The 14,948-nt window shown below is 68.4% G+C and carries 13 protein-coding genes; 11 read left to right on the plus strand and 2 right to left on the minus strand.

The annotated features are described in order from the left end of the window. Nucleotides 1-215: 215 nt before the first annotated feature. The 6 genes from uvrC to E2493_RS05085 all read left to right on the plus strand — a co-directional run bounded on the left by uvrC (nucleotide 216) and on the right by E2493_RS05085 (nucleotide 8,151). Nucleotides 216-2,138, plus strand: a complete 1,923-nt coding sequence (gene uvrC, locus E2493_RS05060) for an excinuclease ABC subunit UvrC (protein ID WP_135084388.1) — start codon at nucleotides 216-218, stop codon at nucleotides 2,136-2,138. A 10-nt stretch (nucleotides 2,139-2,148) separates the two neighbouring features. Beyond that, nucleotides 2,149-3,099, plus strand: coding sequence for a polysaccharide deacetylase family protein (locus E2493_RS05065; protein WP_135084390.1), 951 nt, complete (start codon nucleotides 2,149-2,151; stop codon nucleotides 3,097-3,099). Beyond that, nucleotides 3,096-3,998, plus strand: a complete 903-nt coding sequence (locus tag E2493_RS05070; protein ID WP_225421157.1) for a GNAT family N-acetyltransferase — start codon at nucleotides 3,096-3,098, stop codon at nucleotides 3,996-3,998. The genes E2493_RS05065 and E2493_RS05070 overlap by 4 nt, the downstream gene beginning before the upstream one ends. Nucleotides 3,999-4,010: 12 nt before the next feature. Next, nucleotides 4,011-4,742, plus strand: a complete 732-nt coding sequence (gene recO, locus E2493_RS05075) for a DNA repair protein RecO (RefSeq protein WP_135084394.1) — start codon at nucleotides 4,011-4,013, stop codon at nucleotides 4,740-4,742. A gap of 65 nt (nucleotides 4,743-4,807) precedes the next feature. Then, nucleotides 4,808-5,875, plus strand: a complete 1,068-nt coding sequence (locus E2493_RS05080) for a hypothetical protein (protein WP_135084396.1) — start codon at nucleotides 4,808-4,810, stop codon at nucleotides 5,873-5,875. A gap of 101 nt (nucleotides 5,876-5,976) precedes the next feature. Further along, nucleotides 5,977-8,151, plus strand: a complete 2,175-nt coding sequence (locus tag E2493_RS05085; protein WP_135084398.1) for a M3 family metallopeptidase — start codon at nucleotides 5,977-5,979, stop codon at nucleotides 8,149-8,151. Between the two features lie 44 nt (nucleotides 8,152-8,195). Here the strand turns inward: E2493_RS05085 and E2493_RS05090 are convergent, their stop codons facing one another. Continuing rightward, on the minus strand, nucleotides 8,196-9,263 hold the full coding sequence (locus E2493_RS05090; RefSeq protein ID WP_135084400.1) for a phosphotransferase family protein: 1,068 nt from the start codon (nucleotides 9,261-9,263) through the stop codon (nucleotides 8,196-8,198). Between the two features lie 22 nt (nucleotides 9,264-9,285). On the opposite strand from E2493_RS05090, the gene E2493_RS05095 reads away from it, so the two are divergent. From E2493_RS05095 to E2493_RS05110, 5 genes are all read left to right on the plus strand, one after another. After that, on the plus strand, nucleotides 9,286-9,870 hold the full coding sequence (locus E2493_RS05095) for an RNA polymerase sigma factor (RefSeq protein ID WP_135084402.1): 585 nt from the start codon (nucleotides 9,286-9,288) through the stop codon (nucleotides 9,868-9,870). Further along, nucleotides 9,867-10,487, plus strand: coding sequence for a hypothetical protein (locus tag E2493_RS05100; protein WP_135084404.1), 621 nt, complete (start codon nucleotides 9,867-9,869; stop codon nucleotides 10,485-10,487). Before E2493_RS05095 ends, E2493_RS05100 begins: the two co-directional genes overlap by 4 nt. Nucleotides 10,488-10,688: 201 nt before the next feature. Next, nucleotides 10,689-10,814, plus strand: coding sequence for a hypothetical protein (locus E2493_RS22035; protein WP_263854055.1), 126 nt, complete (start codon nucleotides 10,689-10,691; stop codon nucleotides 10,812-10,814). 58 nt (nucleotides 10,815-10,872) lie between these two features. Next, complete coding sequence (locus tag E2493_RS05105; RefSeq protein WP_135084406.1) at nucleotides 10,873-11,865, plus strand: HEAT repeat domain-containing protein; 993 nt, start codon at nucleotides 10,873-10,875, stop codon at nucleotides 11,863-11,865. Next, a complete protein-coding gene (locus E2493_RS05110) occupies nucleotides 11,853-12,785 on the plus strand; it encodes a transposase (protein ID WP_135084408.1) in 933 nt (310 codons plus the stop codon). The genes E2493_RS05105 and E2493_RS05110 overlap by 13 nt, the downstream gene beginning before the upstream one ends. Before the next feature lie 19 nt (nucleotides 12,786-12,804). Here E2493_RS05110 and E2493_RS05115 read toward each other — a convergent pair whose 3' ends face one another. Continuing rightward, a complete protein-coding gene (locus E2493_RS05115) occupies nucleotides 12,805-14,928 on the minus strand; it encodes a malate synthase G (protein WP_135084410.1) in 2,124 nt (707 codons plus the stop codon). Nucleotides 14,929-14,948 lie beyond the last annotated feature (20 nt).

The raw sequence follows: 14,948 nt of genomic DNA on the forward strand, positions 1-14,948 counted from the left end.
GGGACCGCGCGTAGCGCGGTGGAGGGGCCGGGCAGACCGGCAAGGAGCACCCGGCCCCTCCACCAGCCTGCGGCCACCGGCTGCTGCGCAGCCGGGTTCCGCCTTCCGGCATGCCCCCGGCGTGCCGCGGCTACACCCCCCTCCCCATCCGCTGCGCGGACAGGGAGGATTACGGGCACTGGCCTCCCGCGCCCGGGCCCCCTACATCGCCAGCCGTGACCAAGACCCCGCCCACCGACCGCTTCCACGAAGAGAAATCCGCTTACACCGTCCGCGGCTCGGACCAGCCGGACATCGAGGCCGGCGTCGCGGCCATCCGCGCGGTGGTGAAGACGCTGCCGGTCCGGCCGGGCGTCTACCGGATGCTCGATGCGAAGGGTGAGGTGCTCTACGTCGGCAAGGCGCGGGCGCTGAAGAACCGGGTGACCAATTACACCCAGGTTTCGCGGCTGACCAAGAGGCTGCAGCGGATGGTCGCCCAGACCCGGTCGATGCAGATCGTCACCACCAACACCGAGGCGGAGGCGCTGCTGCTCGAGGCGCAGCTGATCAAGCGCTACCGGCCGCCGTACAACGTGCTTCTGCGCGACGACAAGAGCTTCCCGTTCATCCTGCTGCGCGAGGACCATGCCTTTCCGCAGGTCCGCAAGCATCGCGGCGCGCGGCGCTTCAAGGGCCAATATTACGGGCCGTTCGCCAGCGCCGGCTCGGTGACACGGACGCTCAACGCGCTGCAGAAGCTGTTCCTGCTGCGCAGCTGCACCGACACCTTCCTCGCCACCCGCGACCGGCCGTGCCTTCTCTACCAGATCCGCCGCTGCTCGGCGCCGTGCGTCGGCCGGATCAGCGAGGAAGGCTATGCCGAGCTGGTCCAGGACGCGAAGGACTATCTCGGCGGCAAGTCGACCCGGGTGCAGCAGAAGCTGGCGAGCGCCATGCAGACGGCGGCCGAGGCGATGGATTTCGAGCTCGCCGCCGTCTACCGCGACCGCCTGCGCGCGCTGACCTTCGTCCAGGGCACGCAGACGATCGCCGCCGAAGGCATGGGCGATGCCGACATCTTCGCGCTGGCGGCCAAGGGCGGCACGATCTCGATCCAGGCCTTCTTCATCCGCGGCGGCAACAATTGGGGCCATCGCAGCTTCTTCCCGGCCCACACCGCAGACGTGCCCGAAGAGGAGGTGCTCGCCGCCTTCCTGATGCAATTCTACGAGGAGGTGCCGCCGCCCAAGCTGATCCTGGTCGATCGCACCCTCCCCGAGGAGGGGCTGCTCTGCGAGGCCCTGTCCGAGCGCGCCGGGCGCAAGGTGACGCTGAAGGAGCCGAAGCGCGGCGATCAGGCGCGGATGATGCGCCAGGCCACCCGCAACGCGGAGGAGGAGCTCGACCGCCATCTCGCCGAGAGCAGCACCCAGGCGAAGAACCTGCGGGCACTGGCCGAGATGTTCGAGATGTCGGAGCCGCCGCAGCGGATCGAGATCTATGACAACAGCCACGTCATGGGCACCAACGCGGTCGGCGCGATGGTCGTCGCCGGGCCGGAGGGGTTCCTCAAGAACCAGTATCGCAAGTTCAACATCAAGCGCGACGAGACCGTACCGGGCGACGATTTCGCGATGATGCGCGAGGTGCTCGGCCGCCGCTTCGCCCGGCTTGAGAAGGAGGATCCGGACCGCAGCCGCGGCGACTGGCCGGACCTGCTGCTGATCGACGGCGGCAAAGGCCAGCTCAACGCGGTGCTCGAGACGCTGGAATGCGCCGGCATCCACGACGTGCCGGTGGTCGGCATCTCCAAGGGGCCGGATCGCAACGCCGGCCGCGAGGTGATGCACCTGCCCGGCGGCCGCGAGCTCACCCTGCCGGTCAACTCGCCCGTGCTCTTCTACCTGCAGCGGCTGCGCGACGAGGCGCACCGCTTCGCGATCGGCGCGCATCGCCAGAAGCGCGCGAAGAGCATGGCCTCGTCGCCGCTCGACGAGGTGCCGGGCATCGGCCCGAGCCGCAAGCGCGCCCTGCTGATGCACTTCGGCACGGCGAAGGCGGTGCGCGGCGCCGCGCTCGAGGATCTCGAGAAGGCGCCGGGAATCTCGCGGGGCATGGCGCGCTCCATTTACGATTATTTTCATCCGAGCGGCTAAGCCGCCGAGGATGGCCACGCGCGTCCTTCTGACCGTCGATACCGAGCTCGCCTGGCGCCACCATGCGCGCGGCGCCTCGTGGCAGGAGAACCTCCGCTTCTCCTACGATCCGGCCGGGGTCGGCGTGCCCTGGCAGCTCGCGCTGCTCCGCGAGCACGGGCTGAAAGCCTGCTTCTTCGTCGATCCGATGCCGGCCGAGGTCTACGGCCTCGCGCCGATCCGGGCGATGGTCGAGCCCATCCTCGCGGCGGGGCAGGAGGTCCAGCTCCATCTCCATCCCTGCTGGCGCAACGCGGCCGAAGGGGCCGCGGCGGGCGGAGCGTTCGAGCTGACCGCTTATGATGGCGAACGCCAGCGCGCCCTGATCGAGGCCGCCCGCGACCTTCTCGTCGCCGCCGGCGCGCCGCCGCCGGTCGCCTTCCGTTCGGGCAGTTACGCCGCCAATTCATGCACGATCGAGGCGCTGCGCGCGGCCGGCCTGGTCTTCGACAGCAGCCACAATGGCGCGCATCACCCGTGGCCGAGCGCGCTCCCGCTCGACCGAAGCCAGATCGCGCCCGTCCCCCTCGGCGGGATGATCGAGATTCCGGTCGGCCAGATCGAGGACTGGCCCGGCCAGCTGCGCCATCTCCAGCTCTGTGCGGTGTCGTTCGACGAGATGGCGGCGGCGCTGCTCCATGCCGAGCGCGAGGGCCAGCCGTTGGTCACTTTCGTCAGCCACAGCTTCGAATTCGCCAGCCGCGACGGCGCCCGGCCGAACCGGACGCTCTGCCGCCGCTTCGAGCGCCTGTGTGCCTTCCTCGCCGATCGACGTGCGGGAATGCCCACGGTCCATTTCAGCGATCTGGACAATGTGCCGCTCGCCGCCGACGCCCGGCCGCTCCCCGCCCGGCGGCTGCGCACCGCGCGGCGCATGGCCGAGCAGATATGGGCGAACGCCGTCTACGAGCGCGCCCTGTGAGCGCCGCAATCGCCCTTCCGTTCCGCGTCGGAGCGCGCACTTTGTGGCGGATCCGGCGGCAGTTGCAGCGGGTGTCGCTGACGCTCGATCAGGCGCGCAGCGGCACGGTGCCGGCGCTGCCGGACGCCTGTGGCGACGGCTATCTGATCGTCTCGCTTGCCGAAGCGAGCCTGGCGCCGCTGCTCGCGGACCGGCCAGGCCTGAAGCCGTTCGTGCGGCAACGCTATCCCCGCTTCTTCGCGTCGCTCGATCTCGGCTTCGACGCCTATCTCGCCGGCTTCTCGGCCAAGAGCCGGTCGACGTTGAAGCGCAAGGTGCGCAAGCTCGCCGAGCGCTGCGGCGGGACGCTCGATCTGCGCTGCTATCGGACGGCGTCCGAAGCGGAGGAATTCCATCGCCACGCCCGCGCCGTCTCGGCGATCAGCTATCAGGAAAGGCTGCTCGACGCCGGCATGCCCGACGGGGAGGCGGCGCTGGCCGATCTGCGGGCACGCGCGGCACGGGACGCGATGCGCGGCTGGGTCCTGTTCCTGGACGAACGGCCGATCAGCTATCTCTATGCGCCGGCGGAGGGCACGACCCTGGTCTACGCCTTTCTCGGCTACGATCCGGCGCATGCCGATCTGTCGCCGGGCACCGTCCTCCAGTTCGAGGCGATGCGCCAGCTGATGGAGGAGGGGCGTTTCCGCCTGTTCGATTTCACCGAAGGGGAGGGGCAGCACAAGCGCCTGTTCTCGACCGGTGAGGTGGCGTGCGTCGATCTCCTGCTGCTCCGGCCGACGGTCTCCAATCTCGCGGTCGGCTGGTCGCTGACCGGCTTCGATCGCGCGGTGGCGGTCGCCAAGTCGCTGGCGCGGCATCGGACGCTGGAGGGCCTCGCTCGCCGCCTGCGGCGCTGATAGACGGGGCCGATGCGGCTCGAGACCCAGGCGATCATCTGCGCGGTGCGGCCGCACGGGGAACACGGCGCCATCGTCCGCGCGCTGACCCCCGACGACGGCCTCCAGGCCGGTTATGTGCGCGGCGGCCGCTCCCGGGCGCTTCGGCCGGTGCTGTTGCCCGGAAATGTCGTCGCCTGCGAATTCCGCGCCCGCACCGCCGATCAATTGCCGCATCTCACCGCCGAGCTCAGCGTCAGCCGCGGCGCCCTGCTCTCCGAGCCGCTGCCGGCGGCGGCGATCGACTGGGCAACGGCGCTGGCGGCGGCCGCGTTGCCCGAGGGGCAGCCCTATCCGAGGCTCTACCTCGCGCTCGACGGCCTCCTCGGCGCGATCGATGCCGCGCCTGCGGCGCGCGGCTGGGCCGCGGCGCTGGTCCGCTACGAATTGCTCGTCCTTTCGGAGCTCGGCTTTGGCCTCGATCTCTCCGAATGCGCCGTCACCGGATCTGCCCTCGACCTCGCCTATGTCAGCCCGCGCAGCGGGCGGGCGGTAGGCGCCGAAGCGGGCGCGCCCTATCGCGAGAAACTGTTCCGGCTGCCCGGCTTCCTCGGCGACCGTGGCCCCGCGGAATGGGACGAGATCCACGACGGGCTTCGCATCACCGGCCACTTCCTCGCCCGCGACGTGCTGATCGAACGTCACGCCGAGGTCCTCGCCGCGCGCGATCGCCTGATCGAGCGGTTGAAGCGGGTGACCGGCTGAGGGGAGGACCGATTGCGGCGCGCGCCGCCTTCGGCCATCAAGGGGCCAGGTCAGGGGAGGGGCGAATGCTTGCTTGGCGACAGCTTCGGGGAGCGGCGCGCGCGGTCGGCGCCGCCTGTGCGGCGGTCCTCCTCTCGACGTCCGCCAATGCTGCGCCCCCGTCCAAGCCGCTTCCGACCAAGCAGCAGCTGAAGGCGTGTCCGGCGTTCAAGGACATCGATTTCCGCAAGATCTACGCCGATTACGACTCCGGCCGAACAGAGTGGCGCCAGCAGCTGGAAGCACGCCACGCCGCCACCCGCGGGCCCTACGGGCCGTTCCAGCCACCTGCGGACGCAGCGCTCACTTTGCGGATCTGGGCCGGCGGCAGCGAGACGCAGGAGGTGCGGACCGACACGTCGAGCGTCGTGTGGAAGGGCGCTGACGGCGCGTGGCGGGTCGATCGGGTCGACCACGCGACGACGCGTCCGCCACCACCGCCGCCACCTCCGCCTGCGGGCTGGGACGGGAAGACCCCCTATTTCCAGCGCAGCCCGGACGAGGAAGCGCGGCTGGTTCGCGATCACATCGTGGGCATCCTCGACCCGCAAAGGGCCGCGGGCATCGAGCAGACCCTTCGCGATCCCTGCTTCCTGCTCCAGCCCGACTCGATGCCGTTCGTGGTCCCGGTGAAGAAGGGGCGCGAGCCGCTCTCGCCCTGCTGGGGGATCATCGGCGGCACGCTCGAGATGCGCTGGGCCGACGGGCGCCGCCGTGACGTCACTGAGCTGTGCGGCAATTTCTACGCTCGGGGCATCATCAATGCGGTGATGTACGCGCGGCCGCTCGCCGAGGACGCTCAAACCACGGCGGCGTGCGATCCACTGCGGTCGGCCGCGGCCGCCGCGCTTTCGCCGCAGCAGCGCCGCGAGCTGGCGTTCTGCGAAGCGGGAGTCGCGGGAGATCTCGCGAGGAACGGGCTGGACGAGGCAGCCCGGGAACGGTTGGCGGCCGATGCCCTCGCTCTCGACCCGCGGGCCCTTACCGCGCGATACGACTTCCTGTCGGAGTGGGCGGCGGGGGCGCTGTCGAGCAGCCTGCGCGCGAGCGGGGGTGTCGGGGCGGCTGCGCGGGCGAGGACTGGCGGCGACTGAACGCCAAACGAGCAAGAGTGGGCCGTTGCTTGCCCTTCAGCGGGCCCTCTATATGGCGAACCATCGCCGCGGGCGCCCGCCCGTGGGCACCTGACGGAGATATGAACTTGAAGGCATTGCTCCTTGCCTCGGCCGCGGCCCTGAGCCTCGCGGCCTGCACGACCGCCACCGACACCGCCCCTGCCCAGAGCGCCGCCGATGCGGCCCCCGCCATCACCGAGGCTGCCGTGACCGTCCCCGACAACATCCTGCTCGCCGACTGGACTGGCCCCTATGACGGGGTTCCGCCCTGGGACCAGGTGAAGCCCGAGCTCTTCCCCGAGGCGATCCAGTTCGGCATCGACGAACAGCGCCGCGAGGTGCAGGCAATCGTCAACAATCCCGAGGCGCCGACCTTCGCCAACACGGTCGAGGCGCTCGAGAAGGTCGGCCAGCGCCTGGACCGCGTCCTCTCGATGTTCGGCGTGATGACCAGCAACATGGCGACGCCCGCCTATCAGGCGCTCGACAAGGAATGGTCGCCCAAGCTCTCGGCGGCTTCGGACGAGATCACGCTCGATCCGAAGCTCTTCCAGCGGATCAAGGCGGTCTATGACGCCCGCGAGGGTGCCGGCCTCGACGCCAAGCAGCAGCGGCTGGTCACGCGCCTCTACGAGAGCTTCGTGCGCCGCGGCGCCAACCTCGCCCCCGAGCAGAAGCAGCAACTATCCGCCTACAACAGCGAGCTCGCCGCCAAGTTCGCGACGTTCAGCGAGAAGGTGCTCGCGGACGAGAGCACCCACATCGTCGCCAGCGAGGCGGAGATGAAGGGCGTCCCGGCCGACATCAAGGCGGCCGCGGCGGCTGCGGCCAAGGAGCGGGGGCTGCCCGCCGGCAGCTACGCGATCGTCAACACCCGTTCCGCGGTCGATCCGGTGCTGACCTTCGCCGACAATCGCGCCCTGCGCGAGAAGGTCTGGCGTGCCTTCGTCAACCGCGGCGACAATGGCGGCGCGACCGACACCAACCAGACGATCGCCGAGATCGTGAAGCTGCGCGCGGATCGCGCCAAGCTGCTCGGCTTCGCCAACCATGCCGATTTCCGCATGCAGGACACGATGGCGAAGACGCCGGCGCGGGCGATGGAGCTGATGATGCGCGTCTGGCCCGCCGCCGCGGCCCGGGTCCGCGAGGAGGTCTCGGACATGCAGGCGCTCGCCCGCAAGACCGATCCGAAGCTCACCATCGAGCCCTGGGACTATCGCTACTATCAGGAGAAGGTCCGCAAGGACCGGTACAATCTCTCCCAGGAGGAGGTGAAACCCTATTTCGAGCTCAACAACATCATCGAGGCCTCTTACTGGGCCGCGGGCGAGCTGTACGGGCTGGACTTCAAGGAGATCACCGGCACCGTGCCCACCTGGAACCCGGACATCAGGGTCTACAGCGTCACCGATCGCCGCGACGGCCATCAGGTGGGCGTCTTCTACCGCGATGATTATGCCCGCACCGGCAAGCGCTCGGGGGCGTGGGCGACCACCTATCGCAGCCGCGCCGGCCTGCTCGGCGACCAGATCGTCCTCGGCTCGAACAACAACAATTTCGTCAAGCCCGCCCCGGGCGAGCCGGTGCTGATCAGCCTCGACGATGCCGAGACGCTGTTCCACGAGTTCGGCCACGCCATTCACTATTTCCTGTCGGACGTGCATTATCCGAGCTTCGGCGGCACCCCGCGCGACTTCGTCGAATATCCCAGCCAGGTGAACGAGAATTGGCTGCTCACCCAGCCGGTGCTCAGCCGCTTCGCCAAGCACTACAAGACGGGCGCGCCGATGCCGCAGTCGCTGATCGAGAAGATCGATCGCGCCTCGACCTTCAACCAGGGGTTCGCGACCGCCGAATATCTCTCCTCGGCGATCGTCGACATGATGCTGCACATGGATCCGGACGGCGTCGTCGATCCGGATTCGTTCGAGCGGCAGGCGCTCGCCAAGATCGGCATGCCGAAGGAGCTGGTGATGCGGCACCGCCTGCCGCAGTTCAACCACCTGTTCTCGTCCGACGCTTACTCGGCCGGCTATTATTCCTACCTGTGGTCGGAGACGATGGATGCCGACACCTGGGCAGCGTTCGAGGAGGCGGGCAATCCGTTCGACAAGGCGACGGCGGATCGCTTCCGCCAGACCCTGCTGTCGACCGGCAACGAGACCGATCGCGCCGAAGCCTATCGGGCGTTCCGCGGACGCGATCCGGACGTGAAGGCGCTGATGCGCAAGCGGGGCTTCCCGGTCCAATGAGCGAGGAGGGCAGCCGGAATTTCCGGCTGCCCTCACGCCACGGGTCAGGCGCCGGCCTTCACCGCCTGGGCCCAGGCCAGATCGGCGAGCCCCTCGAGGCTCGCCGCCATCTTGTCGGCATGGGCCGAGGCGGCGGTGCCGCGCGCGATCCGTCCCTTGATCCCGTGGACGATGGCGGCGAGCCGGAACATGTTGAAGGCGATGTAGAAATCGAGATCGGGAATGCTGTCGCGGCCGGTCCTGCGGCAATAGGCCGCGACATAGTCGGCCTCCGAGGGGATGTTCCGGGCGGCGAGGTCCAGCCCCGCCAGGCCGGTCGTGACGCCTGCCGGCATCCGGTACATCATCAGGTGGTAGCTGAAGTCGGCGAGCGGATGGCCGAGAGTCGACAGCTCCCAGTCGAGCACCGCCAGGACGCGCGGCGCCTCGGGGTGGAAGATCATGTTGTCGCAGCGGAAATCGCCATGGATGACCCGCGCCTCGTCCTCGCCGGGCGGGATGTTCGACGGGAGCCACTCGACCAGCCGGTCCATCGCCGCGACGCGGCCCGCCTCCACATCCTCCAGATACTGGGTCGACCAGCGCCGGATCTGCCGCTCGAAATAATTGCCGGACTTGCCGTAATCGGCGAGGCCGGCCGCCGCGGGATCGATCCGGTGCAGCTGCGCGATCGTGGCGTTCATCGCATCGAAGTAGAGCGGCCGCTCGGCGTCCGGGACCTGCGGGAGGTCGGCATCCCAGAAGATGCGGCCCTCGACCATGTCCATCACGTAGAAGGCCGTTCCGATCACCGTCTCATCGGTGCAGAGGGCATGCGCATGCGCCACCGGAAAGTCTTGCGATTGCAACGCACTGATAACGCGATACTCGCGATCGACGGCATGCGCACCGGGCAGCAGCTTGCCGGGTGGCTTGCGCCGCAGCACATAGGAACGGCGCGGTGTGATCAGCTTGTAGGTGGGGTTTGACTGGCCGCCGCGAAATTGCTCGACTTGCAGGGGGCCGTCGAAGCCTTGCACCTCGCGCTCCAGCCACTTCTCGAGAGCCGTCACGTCGAAGCCCTGACCATTGCGTACTTCGGTCGTGCCGCTATTCTGTGCGCTCCTGTCCATTTCTACGAAGACCCTCCGGTGCGTGGCTTTCGATGACGGCAATCTGGCAGCCCATCCCGGCCCGGCGGGCACGCTCCCCTCGGGCCTTGCTGCTGTAATGGGCGCCGACGGGATCAAAGAGCAACAATTCGCGGAGGTCAGTGCAACTTGCACCGGCCTTATCACGCGCATCGCGCTGTCCTACGAGGCCGATCCGGCCCTTCGCCGCGAGCTTGTCCAGGACATATTGCTCGCCGTCTGGATCGCCCTCGACAATTTCAGGGGCGAGGCCTCGCTCAAGACCTTCACCGCCTCGATCGCGCAGAAGCGCTGCATCTCGCACGTCACCCGGCGCGCGCGTGAGCCGCGGCAGGTCGAGCTGCCGACCGATCTCATCTCCGCGGCCCCGCCGCCGGACGAGATCGCCCTCCGCAACGATCAGAAGAAGCGGCTGGTCGAAGCCATCCAGCTTCTTCCCATCCCCCAGCGCGAGGCCATCGTCCTTGCCATTGAAGGATTCAGCTATGCCGAGATGGCCGAGATCCTCGGAATTTCGACCAACGCCGTCATGCTCCGCTGCCAGCGGGCAAAGACGACGCTGAAGTCGATCATGGAGCGGCGGTCATGAGCGATTCCGATCTGGACCTGGAGAAGCTCGCCGAGCTTTGGAACGAGCCGGACGCCAGTACGGCCGAGGACGTCGATGCGCTGGCCCGTCGCGCCAGGCGCGAGGCGCGGCTGATGGGCTGGGCGGACACGGCGCTGGCCGTGATCATCGTCGGCAGCCTTGTACTCGGGGCGATGATGAAGCCGTCGCTGCCGGTTGCGGCCGGCGCCCTGCTCACCATCGTCATGACTCTGTGGCTGAACTGGAAGCGCCGCAACTTCCGGCAGATCAATCGTACCCTCGCGGCCGCTACGCGCACCGATTTCCTCGAGAGCAGCATCCGGCTGGCGCGGACCCGGCTGCGGCGTGCCACGTTCAGCCTGATCACCTTCCCGCCGGCGATCCTGGCGGCGCTCCTCTATCGGGTGAGCACCAAGGGGGAGATCGATCATCCCGTTATCGCCATCGTCAAATGGGCGGCCTCGCTTCGCGGCATGGTCGCGCTCGGCCTGCTCGTCCTGCTGTTTCTGTGGATGCTCCGCTCGCGTCGCCGGCAGCGGGACGAGCTTCGTCGCCTGGAGGAGATTCACCGCGACTATGCCGAGGAAGCCGAGCGAGAGCAGCGGCTTGAGGTCTGAGTCGGCGTAATTATCCACCGCTTTTCCCGAGATTTCCTCAATTTGGTCCCCACCTAAATCTGCCGCGCTGCGAAAGGAATCCGGCTTCCGACCGACTGGCCAGCAGGGGTAGAAAAGACGTCGCGGCCGTGCCTCGCGAGGTTCGCGAGTTTCAGAACAAGACGATCTTTCTTCCGCCTGCAGTGCCAACGGAGGAATATCATGAAGAAGATCGACATCGCCAAGCTGCCGCAGCTCAAGACGCCGGTGGGCCTGCATGGCTCGGTCAAGCAGAGGGAAGTCGGCGGCCCGGGCTGCGTTGGTATCCTGATCATCATCTTCAGCTGAGGCGGCGGTAGGGGAGGGCGCTCTGGCGCCCTCCGCGCCGAGGGAGTAACCGAAGCGGATGATCGCTGGAGACGTGCTCGCGCGCTGGATGGCGGATGCCCGCGCGCGTGACGAGACGATGCAGGGCGTGGTGCGCGCCGGGGCTGCCGTCGAGGCGCTGCCGGCGCTTCAGGCGTTGGCAGACCAGGTCGACCAAGTGGCGGATTCGGGCTCGGCCGTCCTTGCCGCGGCCGCGCGTTTCCTCGCGACTCCGGGTGCGATCGAGGCGTGCCTGCGCCCGCTGATCGACGCCGCACGCGCCGACCCGTTCTTCCGGCCGGCCTTCCGCGCGGTGTCGAGCGCCATCCGGTCGGGCCTCGTGCTGTACGAACGGCCGGAGCTGAGTCTGCTCCTCGCGGAGATCGCGGCGGACGATCTCGCCGCCAAGCGGACGTTCGCGCAGGGGCCTTCGTCGATCACCTTCACCGGCGATCACAGCCTGCTTCACTTCATCGACGCGGGTGGCGCGACCTTGTCCTTCTGGGAAGCGCCCATGCTCGACGAGAGCTTTTCCGCGGTGGCCGCCGCGCCGTGCCGGCCGGTCGGCCGCCGCAAGCTTCGCGACGGCGAGACGATCGTCCTCGACGGCCGCCGGGAGGCCTTCGTCATCGAGCATCTGAGCGCGACCATGGTCTACGTCCAGGCGACGACGCGCGTCGGCGGTGGGGCGCTGAGCCGCGAATATGATTCGCGCACCATGGCCTTCGTCGGCGCCAGCAGCACCGACGATGCGGCCTCGCGCACCGGCCTTCTCCTGACCTTGCTGCGCGACATGGACCGCCAGGATGCCGTTCCCTTGTTCATCAGGGCGATCCGGGAAGAGGATTTCCATGGCCGCTGGCATGCGATGCGCGAGCTGCTGGCCCTCGACGCGGATACCGCTCTGCCGCACTTGCGCGAAATGGCCCGATCGGATCCGCATCCGGAGGTCCGCGGGGCGGCCGCGCAGACGCTCGCAGCCTTCTTTCCGGGGGATACGCCCGCCGAGGAGCGCCAGTCATGCCCCGCCTGATCGAGACCGAAACCGACGACCGGATCGAGCTCGGCGATCTGATCGAGGCGCTGGAGACGGGCGGCTTCGATCCGGAGGACGAGGAGAGCATCGTCGCCTTCGGTCCGGCGCTGCGTGCCCTCTCCAACAATCGGCGCTTCCTGGGCGATCTGATCATCGAGGAGCTGAAGCAGAACTGCTCGGGCCAGCGGCGGAAGAACCAGTACACGCCGCAGGTGTTCGTCCTGCACGGCAGCTCGGGGAAATACCTCATCCGCGCCAATTTCTGGCCTGCCGAGACCGACAGCGTAGTCGTGAACAGCGGCAAGGATCCCTTCTTCTACGAGCTGCCGCACGACCACAATTTCAGCTTCCTGACCGTCGGGCATCACGGGCCCGGCTATTGGAGCGACTATTACGAATATGATTACGAGCGGACCGTCGGCTATAGCGGCGAGAAGGTGGACCTGCGCTTCGTCGAGCGTTCGCGGCTCGATCCCGGCAAGGTGCTGCTCTATCGCCGGCACCGCGACGTGCACAGGCAGCTGCCGCCGGACGCCCTGTCGATTTCGCTGAACATCCTCGCGCTCTCGCCGGCGAGCGAGTTCCGCCACCAATATCTGTTCGACATCGAGCGGTCGGAGATCGTCAAGGTCGGCAATCCGTCGTCGCTCGAGAGCCTCGTTCTCCTCGCCGGTCATTGCGGCGGCGAAGAGGGGCGCGCGCTCGTCACCGACTTCGCGGACCATCATCCCAGCGATCGCATCCGCTTCGCGGCGGTGCGGGCGCAGGCGGCTCTCGCCTCGTCGGCCGATGACCGGATCTCGGTCTATGAAGCCGCGATCGGATCGGACAGCCCGTACGTCCGCGAGATGGCGGCCCAGGAGGCGCGGCGGCTCGAGGCCGTGCGTCCCTGGCTGGAGAGCGTTCCGGCGGCCTGACGCATGCCCCGGCGGAGCGTCACCCCGCCCGCTTGAGCGCCAGCCGATGGGTGTGGAGCAGGGGCTCGGTATAGCCGGACGGCTGCGCCGCCCCTTCGAAGATCAGCGCACGCGCGGCCTGGAAGGCGATGCTTGCCTCCGGATCGGGCGCCATCGGCCGATAACCTGGGTCGCCCGCATTCTGCCGGTCCACCACCGCGGCCATCCGCAGCAGCGCCTCCTCCACCTGCGCGGGCGCGACCACCCCGTGGAGCAGCCAGTTGGCGACGTGCTGACTCGAAATGCGGCAGGTCGCACGATCCTCCATCAGGCCGACGTCGTGGACGTCGGGGACCTTGGAGCAGCCGACGCCCTGGTCGATCCAGCGCACCACATAGCCAAGGATGCCCTGGACGTTGTTCTCGAGCTCCTCGCGAACCTCCTCCGCACTCCAGTTTCGGCCATCGGCGATCGGGATGGTCAGCAGGTTGGCGAGCGCGGCGGGAGTCCGGCCGGCAAGTGCGCGCTGCCGGGCGGCGACGTCGACGCGGTGATAATGGATCGCGTGCAGGGTCGCGGCCGTGGGGGAGGGGACCCAGGCGGTGCTTGCGCCCGCCTCCGGATGGATGTGTTTCTGGGCCAGCATGTCGGCCATGCGATCGGGCATTGCCCACATGCCCTTGCCGATCTGGGCGCGGCCGGGGAACCCGCACGCGAGGCCGGTATCGACATTGTTGTCCTCATAGGCCTTGAGCCAGGCCGCGCTCTTCATCTCGCCCTTGCGGACCATCGGGCCCAGTCGCATCGACGTGTGGATCTCGTCGCCGGTGCGATCGAGGAAACCGGTGTTGATGAAGACGATCCTGTCCTTCACCGCCGCGATTACCGCGCCGAGGTTTGCCGAGGTTCGGCGTTCCTCGTCCATCACCCCGATCTTGATCGTGTTGCGCGCCAAGCCCAGCAGGTTCTCGGTGCGATCGAACAGCGCGCCGGCGAACGCGGCTTCCTCCGGCCCGTGCATCTTCGGCTTGACGATGTAGATCGATCCGGCCGCGCTGTTGGCGCGCCTTTCGCCGATGTCGTGGAGCCCGATCAGCGCGGTGATCACGGCGTCGGCGAGGCCTTCATGGACCTCCTCGCCATCGATCCTCATCATCGGGTTGGTCATCAGATGCCCGACGTTGCGGACGAACAGCAGCGCGCGGCCCCTGAGGGTCAGCGTCTCGCCGCCGGGCGCGACATAATGCCGGTCTTCGGCGAGCCGCCGCTCGAAGCTGCGACCCCCTTTCGCGACCTGCGCGGACAGATCGCCTTTCATCAGCCCCAGCCAGTTGCGGTAGACGCCGATCTTCTCCGATGCATCGACGGCGGTCACGCTGTCCTCGCAATCCATGATCGCAGTGATCGCGCTCTCGAGCAGGATGTCGGCCACTCCGGCCATGTCGTCGCGGCCGATGGGATGGGCGGGGTCGAGCACGATCTCGACATGAAGGTCATGGTGGCGCAGCAGAATGGCGCCGTCGCGCCAGCCGGCGAGGCGGGCGGGATCGTCGAGTCCGCCCCGGTCGGTCACCAGCCGGTCCCCCTCGATCCGGTAGAAGGAGACGTCGGCGTGCCGCCCGCCGCTGAGAGGGGCGATCTCGTCGAGCAAAGCACGGCCCCAGTCGACCACGCGCCGGCCGCGCGCCGCGTCATACCCGCCCGCCGGCGGCAGGTCGCCGAGCGCATCGGTGCCGTAGAGCGCATCGTACAGGCTGCCCCAGCGCGCATTGGCGGCATTGAGGGCGTAGCGCGCGTTGTTGACGGGCACGACGAGCTGCGGTCCGGCGATCCGCGATATCTCCGGATCGACGTTCTCGGTGCCGATCGTGAACGGCGCCGGCGGATCGACGAGATAGCCGATCTCGCGGAGGAACTCTTCTTCCTCCACAGGCGAGGGCGGAAGGCCGTGCAGGCCGGCGTTGCGCCGGTCGATCGCCTCCTGCAGGCGGTCGCGCTTCCTCAGCAGCCGGCGGTTTTCGGGAGTGAGCTCGCGCAGCAGGGCCGAGAAGCCGAACCAGAAGGACGCGGGCTCGATCCCGGTGCCGGGAAGCGCTTCCTCCTCGAGGAAGGACTTGAGCTGCGCGTCGACCTCGATCCCCGAGACCAGCACATGTTGCGCCATCGGCCGCCCCCTTTATTGTG

Source organism: Sphingomonas parva (ex Maeng et al. 2020) (assembly GCF_004564275.1).
GTDB lineage: Bacteria > Pseudomonadota > Alphaproteobacteria > Sphingomonadales > Sphingomonadaceae > Allosphingosinicella > Allosphingosinicella parva.

Bases quoted from the DNA above. Each gene is read 5' to 3' on its own strand.
- E2493_RS05065 (WP_135084390.1), top strand. From the start codon at position 2,149: ATGGCCACGCGCGTCCTTCTGACCGTCGATACCGAGCTCGCCTGGCGC.
- recO (WP_135084394.1), top strand. From the start codon at position 4,011: ATGCGGCTCGAGACCCAGGCGATCATCTGCGCGGTGCGGCCGCACGGG.
- E2493_RS05080 (WP_135084396.1), top strand. From the start codon at position 4,808: ATGCTTGCTTGGCGACAGCTTCGGGGAGCGGCGCGCGCGGTCGGCGCC.
- E2493_RS05085 (WP_135084398.1), top strand. From the start codon at position 5,977: ATGAACTTGAAGGCATTGCTCCTTGCCTCGGCCGCGGCCCTGAGCCTC.
- E2493_RS05090 (WP_135084400.1), bottom strand. From the start codon at position 9,263: ATGGACAGGAGCGCACAGAATAGCGGCACGACCGAAGTACGCAATGGT.
- E2493_RS05100 (WP_135084404.1), top strand. From the start codon at position 9,867: ATGAGCGATTCCGATCTGGACCTGGAGAAGCTCGCCGAGCTTTGGAAC.
- E2493_RS22035 (WP_263854055.1), top strand. From the start codon at position 10,689: ATGAAGAAGATCGACATCGCCAAGCTGCCGCAGCTCAAGACGCCGGTG.
- E2493_RS05105 (WP_135084406.1), top strand. From the start codon at position 10,873: ATGATCGCTGGAGACGTGCTCGCGCGCTGGATGGCGGATGCCCGCGCG.
- E2493_RS05110 (WP_135084408.1), top strand. From the start codon at position 11,853: ATGCCCCGCCTGATCGAGACCGAAACCGACGACCGGATCGAGCTCGGC.
- E2493_RS05115 (WP_135084410.1), bottom strand. From the start codon at position 14,928: ATGGCGCAACATGTGCTGGTCTCGGGGATCGAGGTCGACGCGCAGCTC.